The following is a 12,765-nucleotide window of genomic DNA, read 5'->3' as shown; positions in this document are numbered from 1 at the left end:
CCGAATTCGTCCGATCGCCCCGTCGCCCTCCATTCACCCGGTTTCACCGGATGTTCGCCTCCCGGGGTGTGCTTCTCATCGCTTTTGCCTTCTCCGTAATGGCCGACCCGGTATCCTCGGTCGCCTATGCGGTTGAAGCGGCGTTGCGGGCACTGGGCGGTGATCTGTCTCTGCTGCTGGCGACGATGGGTCTCGTGGTGGCGATCATCACCCTCGTCATCGTGAACTACCGCCAACTCATCTCGCGGTACCCGAAGGGCGGCGGCGCCTCAGCCGCTGTCGGTGAGGCATTCGGCGACGGTTGGTCCTTCATCCCCATCGGCGCCCTGGTAGTGGACTTCGTGTTGACGATTGCGGTGAGTGTCTCGGCCGGGGCATCTGCTGCAATCGCCTACTTTCCAGCGCTGGCTCCGTGGCGCATGGAGATTGCCGTGGCCTTGTTGCTGGTCGTCGGTGTTGCGACGTTGTTCGGCCATCTGGGTCGGGTCATTTTCGCTGTCATGACGCTGACGTTCATCGCCCTCATGGCGGCCGTTCTTATCTACGGCATCGGGGTCACCCCGCAGGCACAAGGAACAATTACGGAGACCGTTCCCCACCTGCCCATCGTGGCCGTGCTGCTCGCTTTTCCGGTGGCCATGGCCCTGGCCACCGGTGTGGAGGCCCCGTCCACGGCGATTGCCGAACTCGGCCAGCTGGACGACGCGGGGCGGCGGCGATTCGGACGGCTCACGCTGTGGTTCACCCTGGCGGTTGTCGGCACCACAACGATCGGGCTCGCGGTGGAACTGGTGCACTTGCGCATCGGCATCCCCGGGCCCGACACAACCCAGATCGCCGAGCTCGCCCGGGTAGCCGCACCGGCACCGCTGTTCGCTGCCTTCCAGCTGGCCACCGCTCTGCTGCTGCTCGCCGCCGCGAGTTCGTCTTTCCAAGCCGGGCCGGGAATGCTCAAAGCCCTCGCTCGCCATGCCCGTGCCGACGGGCAACGCGTGGGTATCCTCCCCGCGGCCCTGGCCCGCACCAACAGTCGACACACACCGATCTGGGGAGTGGCGTTGTTCGCGGTGCTCGGGGTGACCATCACGATCATTGCGGGCGGTGACGATCAGAGCCTCGTCTTGTACTATGCCGTCGCCGTGTTCCTGAGTTTTTTGGGAGGTCTGCTCGCCATGGCCCGATTCTCATTTCGCGAGCGCCGACCTGCTTCCCTCATGCTGAATCTGGTCGGTGCCCTGGTCGTACTCTTCACCCTGATCATGAACCTGTCGCGCGGGCTGCCGTTGCTCAGCCTCGGAGCGGCGCTGGTGGTATCGGCCGTCCTGCATCAAATCTGGGTGCGGTCCGGGCGGCCCGAGGGTGTGCGCAGCGCCCAAGCGGCCGAGACCGCCGAACCGGAGTCGAATTCACCGGCCCCCTGAGGTGGCGCATGATATGGGCGAATTGAGAGAGACTGGAGGGATGGTCGATCTCACTCTGCAGGGTGGCCCGGGAAGTCGTGTCGATGCCGAGATCGAGGTCAAACGGTCGCGGTTTCTCTGCCGCCTGGTCAGAACCGAAACCGAGGAAGCTGCGCGCGTTGTGGTCGACGAAGCTCGCAAAGAACACGGGAGTGCTCGTCACCACTGCTCAGCATTCGTGATCGGGCCAACTGGCGCCCCCGACCAGGTGCGTCGCTCCAATGACGATGGTGAACCCTCGGGTACCGCTGGCCGGCCCATGCTCGAGGCGCTCGCCGGACGGGGCTTCGTCGACAGCGTGGCCGTGGTCAGCCGCTACTTCGGTGGCACGCTGCTCGGGGCGGGCGGACTGGTGCGCGCCTACTCGGATGCGGTTCTGACCACGATCGACGATGCGCAGTCCCGAGGGCTCCTTGTGGCGCGGCAACGCAGGGACCTGTTCAGCCTTGCCCTGGCCCACGCGGAGGCCGGACGCATCGAAGCCGAACTGCGCCAATACGGTGTGCGCATCCTGTGTACGGACTACGGTCGGGAAGCAGTGCTGCGCCTGGCTGACGATGACGCCGAGCGATTGAGGGCGCTGGTAGCCCAGGCAACGGCCGGGGGTGCTGCCCTGGAAGTGCTCGGTCAGGAATGGGTCGACGTCTCGCCGTGACCGAGTAGAGGGAACAATCTGGCGCGCATCGCGTTGGGTCTCACATGAAGACCATTGTGTACAGCGAAACCGGTGACCCCTCCGTGCTCCACCTTGTCGATCGAATGGTGACCGAACCCGGAGCCGGCGAAGTGCGCGTGCGCATCCTGGTCAGCGGGGTGAACCCAACCGACTGGAAGTCGCGCCGTGGCTCACAATCGGGAGAGGCTCTGGCTTTTCCCGACGTGGTGCCGAATCAGGACGGCTCGGGACTCGTCGACGCCGTCGGCGCCGGAGTGTCGAACGTGGCCGTCGGCGATCGCGTCTGGCTCGCCCTCGCCGCCTATCAGCGGGCCAACAGCGGCACCGCCCAGGAATACGCGGTAGTCCCCGCGGAACGTGTGTTTCTGCTGCCCGCCGCGGCCAGTTTCGACCAGGGCGCCAGCCTCGGAGTGCCGGCCGTCACCGCCTACCGCGCGCTCACCGTGGCCGAGGACGGGCCGCGGCGTCTGCATCCGGGCGCGCTCGACGGCAAGATCGTGCTCGTCGCGGGCGGCGCCGGCGCCGTCGGTCACGCCGCCATCCAACTTGCTCGCTGGGCCGGAGCGACGGTGATCACGACGGTGAGCGGGCCGGCCAAAGCGACCCTCGCGGCAGCCGCCGGCGCCCACCACGTCGTCACCTACACCGACTCTGATGTCGCCGCTGAAATTCGAGCCATCGCACCCGACGGAGTCGACCTCATCGTCGAGGTGGCCCCGGCCCAGAATTCCGACCTCGACCTTAAGGTCATTCGCAACCGCGGCTCGATCGCCGTCTACGCCAACAACGGCGGCGACCTGATGACCCTCGACGTGCGCAAGCATTTCAGCCTCAACGTGCGCTACCAGTTTCTGCTGCTCTACACGGTTGGCATCGACGTCGTGCAGCAGGCCGCGGCGACCATCAACGAAGCGCTCGTCGACGGCGCGCTGCCCATCGGAGCGGATGCCGGTCTACCGTTGCACCGCTTCGACCTGGCGCAGACAGCGGATGCCCACGCCCTCGTCGAGAACGGCGCCACCGGCAAGGTACTCATCGACGTATCCGCGAACTGACCCGAGCACGAAGAAGCCCCCGCGTTGAACCAACGTGGGGGCGTCTTCTGCCAGGTCTTAGTACTCGCGGCGCGGAGCGCGCGGCGGGCGATCATTCTGCTCGGCGGAGCGTGAAGCGCCGCCCTTGTCGGCACGCAGCTCGATGAGCTTGCCGCTGATGCGGGTGTTCTCCAGCTTGGAGAACACGTCGCCCGACAGGTCGGCGGGCAGCTCGACCAGTGAGAATTCCGGCAGAATCTTGATGTGACCGAAGTCGTCGCGGCTCAGGCCACCCTCGTTGGCGAGGGCGCCGACGATCTGACGCGGCTCCACTTTGTGACGCTTGCCGACCTCGATGCGGTACTGCGCCATCGGCTTGCCGCTGGAGCGCACCGGGCGTTCGCTGCGCACCGGACGGTCGTCGCGGGCGCCGTAGCTGCCGCGGTCTTCGCGGTTTGCGCCACGGTCATCGCGATTGAAACGATCGGGGCGGTCGGACCGTCCGCCACGCTCCGGGCGATCGCCGCGCTGCTCCGAGCGCTCCACGCGCTCGTCGCGTTCGATGCGCTGCTGGGCGCGAACATCCTCGGCGGACAGCAGCAGGGGGGTCTCGCCCTGCGACACCACGGCCAGGGCCGCGGCCACGTCAACCTCGGGCACATCGTGGTGCGAGACGTAGTGCGCGATGATGTCGCGGAACTTCGAGATACGGTCGGTCTCGTCGAGGGCCGCGGTGATGGCATCGTCGAAACGGGTCAGGCGCGTCACGTTGACGTCCTCGACGCTCGGCAGCTGCATCTGGGTCAGCGGCTGCCGGGTAGCCTTCTCGATCGCGGTGAGCAGGCGACGCTCGCGCGGGGTCACGAAGCTGATCGCTGCGCCCGAGCGGCCGGCCCGGCCGGTGCGGCCGATGCGGTGCACGTACGACTCGGTGTCGATCGGGATGTCGTAGTTGACGACGTGGCTGATGCGCTCCACGTCGAGGCCGCGAGCGGCGACATCCGTTGCGACCAGGATGTCGAGCTTGCCGCTCTTGAGCTGGTTGATGGTGCGTTCGCGCTGCACCTGCTGCACGTCGCCGTTGATCGCCATGGCAGAATAGCCGCGGGCGCGCAGCTTCTCAGCGAGCAGCTCGGTCTCGTTCTTGGTGCGGGCGAAGATAATCATGCCCTCGAAGTTCTCGACCTCGAGGATGCGGGTGAGCGCGTCGAGCTTCTGCGGGTACGACACCATCAGGTAACGCTGGGTGGTGTTGGCGCTGGTCGTGGTCTTGTTCTTGACCGTGATCTCTTCGGGATCGTGCAGGTACTTCTTGGAGATGCGGCGAATCTGCGCCGGCATCGTGGCCGAGAACAGGGCGACCTGCTTGTCGTCGGGGGTGTCGGCGAGAATAGTCTCGATGTCCTCGACGAAGCCCATGTTCAGCATCTCGTCGGCCTCATCGAGCACCAGGAACTTCAGCTCGGTGAGGTCGAGGGTGCCCTTGGCCAGGTGATCCATGATGCGGCCGGGTGTGCCGACCACGATGTGCACCCCGCGACGCAGAGCCGACAGCTGCTGGCCGTATCCCTGTCCGCCGTAGACGGGCAGCACGTGCACGCCGCGCATGTGGGCGGCGTACTTCTCGAAGGCCTCACAGACCTGCAGGGCGAGCTCGCGGGTAGGCGCGAGTACGAGTGCCTGCGGGTTCTTCTGCGACAGGTCGAGACGGTTCAGAATCGGCAGCGCGAACGCGGCCGTCTTTCCGGTACCGGTCTGGGCGAGTCCGACGACGTCGCGACCCTCCAGCAGTGGGGGAATTGTGGCGGCCTGAATGGCCGAGGGGGTTTCGTAGCCGACGACTTTAAGCGCCTTGAGCATGGCGTCATTGAGTCCGAGATCGGCAAATGTCTTGGTTGCAGTGGCAGTTTCTGCCTCGTTCTGCGCTGTGGTGTCTGGTGCGGTCATAGTACAACGGTAGTCGAAGAGTTCGCCCGCGGCGTAAAGGCTCGTCCGGCGACCGTGAAAGCGGATGCGGCGGCCGCCGCATCCGCTCCCTGCCGCCGTCAGCGCGGGTAGATGAAGGGTCGTATCCGGTCAATATTCATCCGACGGATGCTGCCCCTCCTCCAGCTCGAAACACGGCGAGAAAGAAGTGATGTAGAGCTGCGTGCCCGAATTCCAAATGGCCGCGTTGTAGGACCCACCATCCACAACTCGCAGGTCGACTTCGGCATCATCGCCGGTGGCGTCACCCTCCTCAACGTTGACTCCCGCCTCGAGCTTCCAGGCCGCCGCGATGCCGTCGACGATGCCTTGAGTATCGACCTCGCCGGTGAACGTGACAACGGTTCGGCCCGACCAGCGGTATCGGTCGTCCGCGCACTTGAGCAGTGGAGAAGTCTGCTGCTGTGTCTGGTCGCCGACGTTCTCGGAGGGAAGCAGAGCAGCGATCTCGTCCTCCATCGCGAGGGCGATTCCCTCGGCGGTCTGCAGGTCCATGCTGGTCTCCTTCTGCAAGTTCTGAGGCGCTGCGCAAGCCGTCAGCGCCAGGGTGACGACGAACACACCAGCGCCCAACCGGGCCAGAATCATCGGTTTCAACGGTAAATCCACCTTTCCAGGTCCACAAGCACGTCGATATTGTTCGCATCGTCCGCGGCAACGAGGCTGTGGTTCTCCGTCAACACTCCGAAGTTCAGTATGGGTGCCCCCTGCCAATCTTTCGTGTACGCGGGCTCTGGGCCCTGATAGAACGCACCAAAGTGGAAGTCGTCACTGGAGCTTGCCGCCTCCGACTCCACCAGTGCCCTGCGCGACCTGCAGGATGTCTTCGTAGGAGAAGTCGGCGTAGTTAGTGGTTGAATCGGCTGTCCACATGGTCAGTTCGCCTGCCGGCCGAGGGCGGAGTTGGTCGCGTGAAAATTTTCAGCCACGGTGCTCGGGAAGTCGCCGAGCGCGGTCAGGGCCAGCGCGGCCAGGTCGGCCCGTGCGCTTTGCTGGGACGTCGCGTCGCGCAAGGCAGCCGCGACCGAGTCGCTCTGCAGGGCACCCTCCGGCCACCGAAATATCCAGTCGGAAAAGCTCAGCTGTGCAGCAGCCCCGGACAGGGTCGTCGACAGGTCGTCCAGCACCGAATCAGTCACCCGCAAAGTCGGCATCAGCATCCTCTGCCACAAATCGACGTGCCCCTGACCGGCCCCCGCGGAACCGGACTCGTTTCGAGCCTAGGGCACCGCCGAGGTTCGACACCGCGCTCGTCCGCGCTGTGACGCCCTCGCCCCTGGTACGCGCATGAGAAGTCGACCCAGTGCGAACCAAGGCAAAGGTCACCAACCCGTGACACGCGGAACCTCAGGCGATCGCCCGTCCCAACTCGTCGGCCAGCCGCGTCTCGACGACCACCAAACTCGTGGTCGGGCGGGTGCAATCGGCGGTGGTGACCGGGCTGAAAAACGGCACTGCGTACACCTTTGATGTGGCCGAGGCCAGCAGGGTTGGCCTCGGACCGGTCTGGAATCGGTCGACCGCGGTCACGCCGCGGGCCTAGTTCGGGGCGCCCCTTAAAACACGGGTGCCTCTGAAAGACTGGTCTCATGGAACAACGCGTAAATTTCATCACCCTGGCCACCGGCGACCTGGACGCGGTCCGCAGGTTCTATCGTGACGGACTGGGCTGGACTCCCCTCGTGGACGTTCCCGGTGAGATTGTCTTCTTCCAGGTTGGACCCGGACTCATGCTCGGCTTGTTCGACGCTCGGAAGTTCGACGAAGACTTACAACGCGAACACACGACCACCGGTGCCACCGGCATCACCCTCTCGCACAATCTCGGAAGCCGGAGCGACGTCAGCGTTACGATTTCGGCGATGGAAGCCGCCGGCGGAACCGTGCTCAAGCCCGCCCAGGATGGCGGCTTCGGCGGCATCTTTCACGGCCACGTCGCCGACCCGAACGGTGTCATCTGGGAGATCGCGCACAACCCCGGTTGGCACGTCGATGACGACGGAACCGTGTCGCTGGGCTAACGTCTAAGCCTTCAGAAACTCGATCGCCGCCTCGCGAAACGGCCGCGACGTGGGCGCATTGAAGTGATTGCGACCGGGGATCTCGAAGAAACCACCGTTCGGTGTGGCCTCGGCCAACGCCCTGGATGCGTCGAGAATGCTGTCCTCACTTCCAGTCGCGAACAGCACCGGTTGGGTCGGCGCGTTGGTCGGTCCGGGCTGCGGCCCGCCACGCATGCCCTCAACCAAGGCGACCAACGCCGCGAGGTCGTTGCCCGGCTGGGCCTTCGCCATCTCGAGGAAGATGCCGGTGAGGCGATCGGTGACCTCGGTGCCGTGCTCGAGGTGGGCGCGGGCATCCGCTATCTGAAAACGTTTCAGGGGATCACCGTCGGGAATGCCGCCAAGCACCGCGTGTGTGATGCGGCCGCCCATTTCGCGCGCCGCCTGCCAGCCGACGCGGGCGCCGAGGGAGTAGCCGACGTAGCGCACCTCGGTGAGCAGGTAGGCGTCGAGCACGGCCTCGACGTCGCCGACCAGCAGCTCCATCGTGTAGGCGTCGGGGGAGTGCGGCTTGTCGCTTGCGCCATGGCCGCGCTGGTCGATGCCGATCACATGAAAGCCGGCGCGGGTCAGATCGCGAGTCCAGCCGGTGGCGTGCCAGTTCGCGATCGCGCTCGAAGCGAAGCCGTGCACGACGAAAACGGTCGGATTCTCGGGATCGCCGAGCTCATAGGTAGCCAACTGCACGCCGTCCAGGGACGGAACGAAACGGTGCTCGGGCGCGGTTCGGTGCAACATCCCCCTATTTCACCACGGATGTTTCCGCCCCGGTTTTACCACAATCGCTCACCACCGCTCCGCGCCGGTTACGCTGGGCCAACGGTAAATCGAGCGAGAGCAGTGCAGTGAACGAGAACACATCCGGGCTCAGCCCCGAGGTCATCGAGGGCGTTTTCGACCTCGCCCGCGACGGCCAGACCGAGCCGCTGGGCGAGATGATCGATGCCGGAGTCGGCCTCAACGTTCTCAACCCGCGCGGCGACACCCTGCTGATCGTCGCGGCGTACCAGCAGCACCCGGAGACGGTCGCGGAGCTTCTGCGGCGCGGGGCGGACGCATCCGTTGTGAATGCCATGGGCCAGACCGCCATCTCGTGCGCGGTCTTTCGTAACAGCGAGGCAATTCTGCGGTTGCTCCTCGAAGCGGATGCCGACCCCAGCCTCGGCACGCACAGTGGCATCGCCATCGCCGACCAGTTCGGCCTGCCCCGTATGCGCGAGATCATCGAGTCGTTCCCGCGCGACTGACTGCCCCCGGTACCGACCGCACACAAAGAGGGCGCCTCCCGAGTGGGAGGCGCCCTTGCTGTTGGTGGGTTGGTTAGCGGCCGAGTCCGAGACCGAGGCCACCGAGAACGTCGTTGACGATCGAGTCGACGGAAGTGTCGATATCGCCGCTGTTGATGTCGCCGCCGTCGATACCCTCGACTCCGCCGACGTCGGTGCCGTTGCCGGCGTCAACGGGCGCGGTGATGGGGGCCTCGATCGGTGCGACCACGTCGTTGCCGTTGCCGACCGACGTGCCGTTGCCGATGTCGTTGCCGACCTCGTTGCCCGAGGCGACATCGCCGTTGAGGGAGTCTGAAACGAGCGGGCCGTTCACCAGGCCGCCGTTGGCCACGCCACCGAGAGAAGTGTCGTTGCCGAGAACACCGTTGCCGGTCGAGTCGTTGCCGGAAAGGTTGAACAGGTCGCCGATGAGGTCGAGGCGGTTTTCCTCGGACGAGCTGTCAGTGCTCGTGCTTGTTGACGTGCTGGTGCGATCGCCGTCGAAAGCCATGGCGGGGGCAGCGAAACCGCCGATGATGAGAGCGGATGCCGCGGCGCCGGTGATACCCAGCGCGGTGATCTTGCGAATGTTCGTGTGCTTCGTGATCGTGTTCATGAGAGCTCCTATTCGATGTTCTGTTCCGGCCACGATGTGATCTCGGGCCGCAATAGTGGTCCGGAGCACTGAACGATCTGGTTTGGTCACCGTGCCCCAAATGGGTGCCACGAGACGTTTCAAATGGGCGGCGCACTCCGTGCGGCGCGATGAGAACGCCGCCATGAGCGGCATCCGCTGGCTGCTGCTGTGGAACCTGTGGAAAGGCTGGCAACCGCTCCACCCGAGCAATCGCGCAAGGACTTTCAGACCAGAAGGCTCACGACCCGGTCGCGCAGCAGGTTACTGCGCTCAGTGAAACCGCGCTGGCGGCGCACATACTCAGCCTTGCCGGCGGGCGTTTCGACCTCGACCGGCGCACAACCCCAGTCGCTCAGGTCGTAGGGGGATGCCTCCATGTCAAGCCGGCGAATGTCGCGGGCCAGCTCGAAGGAGTCGAGCAAGATCTCGCCCGGAACCAGTGGGCCGAGTTTGATCACCCACTTGTAGACGTCCATGCCAGCGTGCAGGCAGCCGGGCTGTTCCAGCACCGGCTGGTTCTCCCGCGTGGGCTGCAGCTGATTGAGCGGCAGGGCTGCGGGAGTGAAGAATCGAAAAGCGTCAAAATGGCTGCATGTGATGCGGTTGTCGGCGACGACAGCGTCGGTGTCGTTCTGTCCGAGGCGCAGCGGCGCGACGTGACGGTGCTCCCCCTGGCGATAGACCATCGCCCATTCGTGCAGGCCGAAACAGCCGAAGTGGGCTGGCCGTTGCCGCGTGGCCGTGAGGAGTGTTCCAATGAAGCGGATGACGCGCTCATTCTTCGCGAAAAAGGCCGGGGCATCCACGTGGCTGTCGGCGACCTCGGTGCGATACCACTTCCAGCTGGCACGGGGCAGGCTGGCGGCGCCCTGCAATACGACGTCGGCGCCGGGATGCCAGCGACGCAACAGCCCCGGCCGGAACGGGTAGTAGGTGAATAGAAAATCGTCGACCGGATGCGTCTGGCCGGTCGCCGCTCGCTCGCGCCTGGCCTGAGTGAGCGCGTCGGCGCGGTGTTCGTGGTCCTGTTCGAGGCTTCGCCATTCGGTGGCCGCGAGAACGCGAGTCTCTGTGGTCACTGTCACGTGTCAGGCGCGCTGTTCGACCCGTCAACCGGGGGGAGTGGGCGACCTAGCCCGACCGCGGGAAGCACCACGCCGTCGATGAGCTGAATGAAGAAGTCCCGATTGACCGGTTTCTGCAACACGAGAACGCGATAGATGGCCATGGATTGGCTGAGCAGAGCGAGGTTGTCGATGTCGGAGTGCGCCGAAATCTCGCCACGGTCGATGGCGCGCTGCAGCAGAATGCGATTAGCGGATGCCCGCGGCTCCACGATCGCGGCCCGCGCCACCTCGGCGAGCTCGGGGTTGCGGGAGATCATCGACATGAGTCCGGCCATGATGCGCATCTTGCGGGCGCCGTCTTCGATGGCGTGCGGTTTGATCATGGCCACGAGGTCGCCGCGCAGGGTGCCGGTGTCTGGCAGGTGGTCGCGGTCGAAATCGCCGCGTTTCATGCAGGCGACGGCGTCGATGACGAGTTCACCCTTGGACGGCCAGCGACGGTAGAGGGTGGCTTTGCCCGCCTTGGCCCTGGCGGCCACCATTTCCATGGTCATTCCGTCGTAGCCGGTTTCGGCGAGCACGTCGAGGGCGGCGTCAAGAATGTCGGGGTCGCGGGTGTGGTCGCGTTTGCGCCCCAGTTTCGGGGTCTCCTCATGAGTCTCCTCGAGCGGGATCGCATCGAGCGTCATCACTGGCCCCCTCACTACGCTTGGTGTTTCGTTCTCGTAAATTATCGCATATTCAGGAACTGTTAAGATCCGGAACTACTCAGTTTCGCATAGAGTATCCGACATGTCACAGACTTCCTCCATCGCGTCGCCCGAAATCGTCGCCGCACCACCCACCTCCCGCCGTTGGTGGACCCTCATCGTGGTTGGGCTCGCCCAGCTCATGGTCGTACTCGACTCGACCGTCGTCAACATCGCCCTTCCATCGGCCCAGGCCGACCTCGGCTTCTCCAACGGCGATCGCCAGTGGATCGTCACGGCCTACTCGCTTGCCTTCGGCAGTCTGCTGCTGCTCGGCGGCCGGCTCTCCGACCTGATCGGTCGCAAGCGCACGTTCATCATCGGTCTGATTGGATTCGCCGCCGCCTCGGCCCTCGGTGGCGCGGCCGACAGCTTCGGCATGCTCGTCGGCGCTCGGGCCCTGCAGGGGGCGTTCGGCGCCCTGCTCGCCCCGACCGCGCTCGCCGTGCTCACGACGACGTTCACCATTCCCAAGGAACGCGCCCGTGCCTTCGGGGTGTTCGGCGCGATCGCCGGTGCCGGCGGTGCCGTGGGCCTGCTGCTCGGCGGATACCTCACCGAGAACTTCGACTGGCGCTGGAACCTCTACATCAACGTTGTCATCGCCATGATCGCCATCGTCGGCGCGGCCATCTTCGTCAGCCACGTCACCCGCACCGGCCCGAGGCCCAAGCTCGACATTCCCGGAACCTTGCTGGTCTCCGGCGCCCTGTTCGGCCTGGTTTATGGCTTCTCCAACGCGGAGACCGACGGCTGGGACTCCATTCTGACCTGGGGCACGCTGTCGGTAGCCGGGGTTCTGCTGGTCGCTTTCGTGCTCTGGCAGCGCAAGGCGGCGCATCCGCTTCTGCCGTTGGCCATCGTGCTGGACCGCAACCGCGCCGCCGCGTACATCTCGATTCTCATCGCCGGCGCGGGCATGTTCGGCATCTTCCTGTTCGTGACCTACTACCTGCAGACGTCGCTGCAGTACTCACCGATGCAGACCGGCCTGTCCTTCTTGCCGATGATCGCCATGCTCGTGCTCGCCGCTCAACTGTCGACGAACATCTTCGTGCCGCGATTCGGCCCCAAAGTTCTGGTGCCGATCGGCATGAGCCTCGGGGCGATCGGCATGATCTATCTCACTCACCTCGACCTGAACAGTGTTTACGTACTCGACGTTCTGCCGCCGCTGATGATTCTCGGACTGGCGATGGGAACGATAATGCCCGCCTCGATGCAGACCGCAACGCTCGGGGTCGACGGCCAGTTCGCCGGCGTCGCCTCGGCCATGGTCAACACCAGCCAGCAGGTCGGCGGATCCATCGGAACCGCGCTGCTCAACACCCTCGCGGCCACCGCGGCGACCAATTATGTTGCCGCCCACCTGCCCGCGACGGCGGCGGTCGCAGCCCAGGCCGCAGTGCAGAGCTACGCGGTCGCCTACTGGTGGGGTGCGTCGTTCTTCATTGTCGGCGCCATCGTGGCTGCCTTGCTGTTTCGCCGTATCGGGCACGGCATCTCGCTGCGCCACTGACGCTGCGCCCCGCATCCGTTGCTGAAGCCGGAATCGGTTTCACGCAGCCAGGGGAGCGGCGCCGGCCTGCCAGCGGATAGCGCGCACGCCGACCCGGGTGCCGTGCATGTCGTCGTCGTGGCCGCGCAGGCGGCGGCACTCGACGAGGTCTTCGGCCGGCGTAATGTGCGGGTCGCGGCACGAGCTGTCGTAGCCGGTGTAGTCGATTTCAAGAAGGAGTTCGTCGTCGGTCATAGGCGTAATTCCACTTCAGCTCACGCACCTCGAGGAGAGGCGTCCCGGCGATTGCAGGTGCCGGATCACAGT

General features: G+C 65.3%; 15 protein-coding genes. 6 read left to right on the top strand and 9 right to left on the bottom strand.

From position 1 onward, the window contains the following. Positions 1-68: 68 nt before the first annotated feature. The 3 genes from QMF22_RS12265 to QMF22_RS12255 are packed head-to-tail and all read left to right on the top strand — an operon-like array spanning position 69 to position 3,191. Positions 69-1,421, top strand: coding sequence for an APC family permease (locus QMF22_RS12265; RefSeq protein WP_283453957.1), 1,353 nt, complete (start codon positions 69-71; stop codon positions 1,419-1,421). 40 nt (positions 1,422-1,461) lie between these two features. Continuing rightward, entirely contained in the window at positions 1,462-2,115 is a 654-nt protein-coding gene (locus QMF22_RS12260) for an IMPACT family protein (RefSeq protein ID WP_283453955.1), read from the top strand. A 44-nt stretch (positions 2,116-2,159) separates the two neighbouring features. Then, on the top strand, positions 2,160-3,191 hold the full coding sequence (locus tag QMF22_RS12255; RefSeq protein WP_283453952.1) for an NADPH:quinone reductase: 1,032 nt from the start codon (positions 2,160-2,162) through the stop codon (positions 3,189-3,191). Positions 3,192-3,248: 57 nt separating this feature from the next. Here QMF22_RS12255 and QMF22_RS12250 read toward each other — a convergent pair whose 3' ends face one another. The 4 genes from QMF22_RS12250 to QMF22_RS12235 all read right to left on the bottom strand — a co-directional run bounded on the left by QMF22_RS12250 (position 3,249) and on the right by QMF22_RS12235 (position 6,686). Further along, a complete protein-coding gene (locus QMF22_RS12250) occupies positions 3,249-5,117 on the bottom strand; it encodes a DEAD/DEAH box helicase (RefSeq protein WP_283453951.1) in 1,869 nt (622 codons plus the stop codon). A 129-nt stretch (positions 5,118-5,246) separates the two neighbouring features. Further along, positions 5,247-5,753 carry a hypothetical protein gene (locus QMF22_RS12245; RefSeq protein ID WP_283453949.1) on the bottom strand — a complete coding sequence of 169 codons (507 nt, stop codon included), beginning with the start codon at positions 5,751-5,753 and terminating at the stop codon, positions 5,247-5,249. 278 nt (positions 5,754-6,031) lie between these two features. Continuing rightward, positions 6,032-6,295, bottom strand: a complete 264-nt coding sequence (locus tag QMF22_RS12240; protein ID WP_283453947.1) for a hypothetical protein — start codon at positions 6,293-6,295, stop codon at positions 6,032-6,034. A gap of 208 nt (positions 6,296-6,503) precedes the next feature. Continuing rightward, a complete protein-coding gene (locus QMF22_RS12235) occupies positions 6,504-6,686 on the bottom strand; it encodes a hypothetical protein (RefSeq protein ID WP_283453944.1) in 183 nt (60 codons plus the stop codon). A gap of 59 nt (positions 6,687-6,745) precedes the next feature. On the opposite strand from QMF22_RS12235, the gene QMF22_RS12230 reads away from it, so the two are divergent. Further along, on the top strand, positions 6,746-7,177 hold the full coding sequence (locus QMF22_RS12230; RefSeq protein ID WP_283453942.1) for a VOC family protein: 432 nt from the start codon (positions 6,746-6,748) through the stop codon (positions 7,175-7,177). 3 nt (positions 7,178-7,180) lie between these two features. On the opposite strand, the gene QMF22_RS12225 is transcribed toward QMF22_RS12230, so the two are convergent. Next, the gene (locus QMF22_RS12225) at positions 7,181-7,957 is read right to left on the bottom strand and encodes an alpha/beta fold hydrolase (protein WP_283453939.1); all 777 of its coding nucleotides are present in this window, start codon (positions 7,955-7,957) and stop codon (positions 7,181-7,183) included. A gap of 107 nt (positions 7,958-8,064) precedes the next feature. On the opposite strand from QMF22_RS12225, the gene QMF22_RS12220 reads away from it, so the two are divergent. Further along, positions 8,065-8,466 (top strand): ankyrin repeat domain-containing protein, encoded by a 402-nt coding sequence (locus tag QMF22_RS12220; protein ID WP_283453937.1) that lies wholly within the window; start codon positions 8,065-8,067, stop codon positions 8,464-8,466. Between the two features lie 73 nt (positions 8,467-8,539). On the opposite strand, the gene QMF22_RS12215 is transcribed toward QMF22_RS12220, so the two are convergent. The 3 genes from QMF22_RS12215 to QMF22_RS12205 form a co-directional block, all read right to left on the bottom strand. After that, positions 8,540-9,103 (bottom strand): hypothetical protein, encoded by a 564-nt coding sequence (locus tag QMF22_RS12215; RefSeq protein ID WP_283453935.1) that lies wholly within the window; start codon positions 9,101-9,103, stop codon positions 8,540-8,542. Between the two features lie 245 nt (positions 9,104-9,348). Beyond that, a complete protein-coding gene (locus tag QMF22_RS12210; protein ID WP_502846949.1) occupies positions 9,349-10,209 on the bottom strand; it encodes a 3-methyladenine DNA glycosylase in 861 nt (286 codons plus the stop codon). Further along, on the bottom strand, positions 10,206-10,880 hold the full coding sequence (locus tag QMF22_RS12205; RefSeq protein ID WP_283453931.1) for a TetR/AcrR family transcriptional regulator: 675 nt from the start codon (positions 10,878-10,880) through the stop codon (positions 10,206-10,208). The genes QMF22_RS12210 and QMF22_RS12205 overlap by 4 nt, the downstream gene beginning before the upstream one ends. Before the next feature lie 103 nt (positions 10,881-10,983). Here QMF22_RS12205 and QMF22_RS12200 point away from each other — a divergent pair, with 103 nt between their 5' ends. Then, the gene (locus QMF22_RS12200) at positions 10,984-12,459 is read left to right on the top strand and encodes an MFS transporter (RefSeq protein WP_283453928.1); all 1,476 of its coding nucleotides are present in this window, start codon (positions 10,984-10,986) and stop codon (positions 12,457-12,459) included. A gap of 39 nt (positions 12,460-12,498) precedes the next feature. On the opposite strand, the gene QMF22_RS12195 is transcribed toward QMF22_RS12200, so the two are convergent. After that, on the bottom strand, positions 12,499-12,693 hold the full coding sequence (locus QMF22_RS12195; RefSeq protein ID WP_283453926.1) for a hypothetical protein: 195 nt from the start codon (positions 12,691-12,693) through the stop codon (positions 12,499-12,501). Between the last annotated feature and the right edge of the window lie 72 nt (positions 12,694-12,765).

Origin of the sequence: Cryobacterium sp. PH31-L1 (assembly GCF_030063145.1) — a bacterium.
Classification (GTDB): Bacteria; Actinomycetota; Actinomycetes; order Actinomycetales; family Microbacteriaceae; genus Cryobacterium.
The sequence above is the reverse complement of the archived record's forward strand: the minus strand, read 5'-3'. Positions and strand labels throughout refer to the sequence as shown.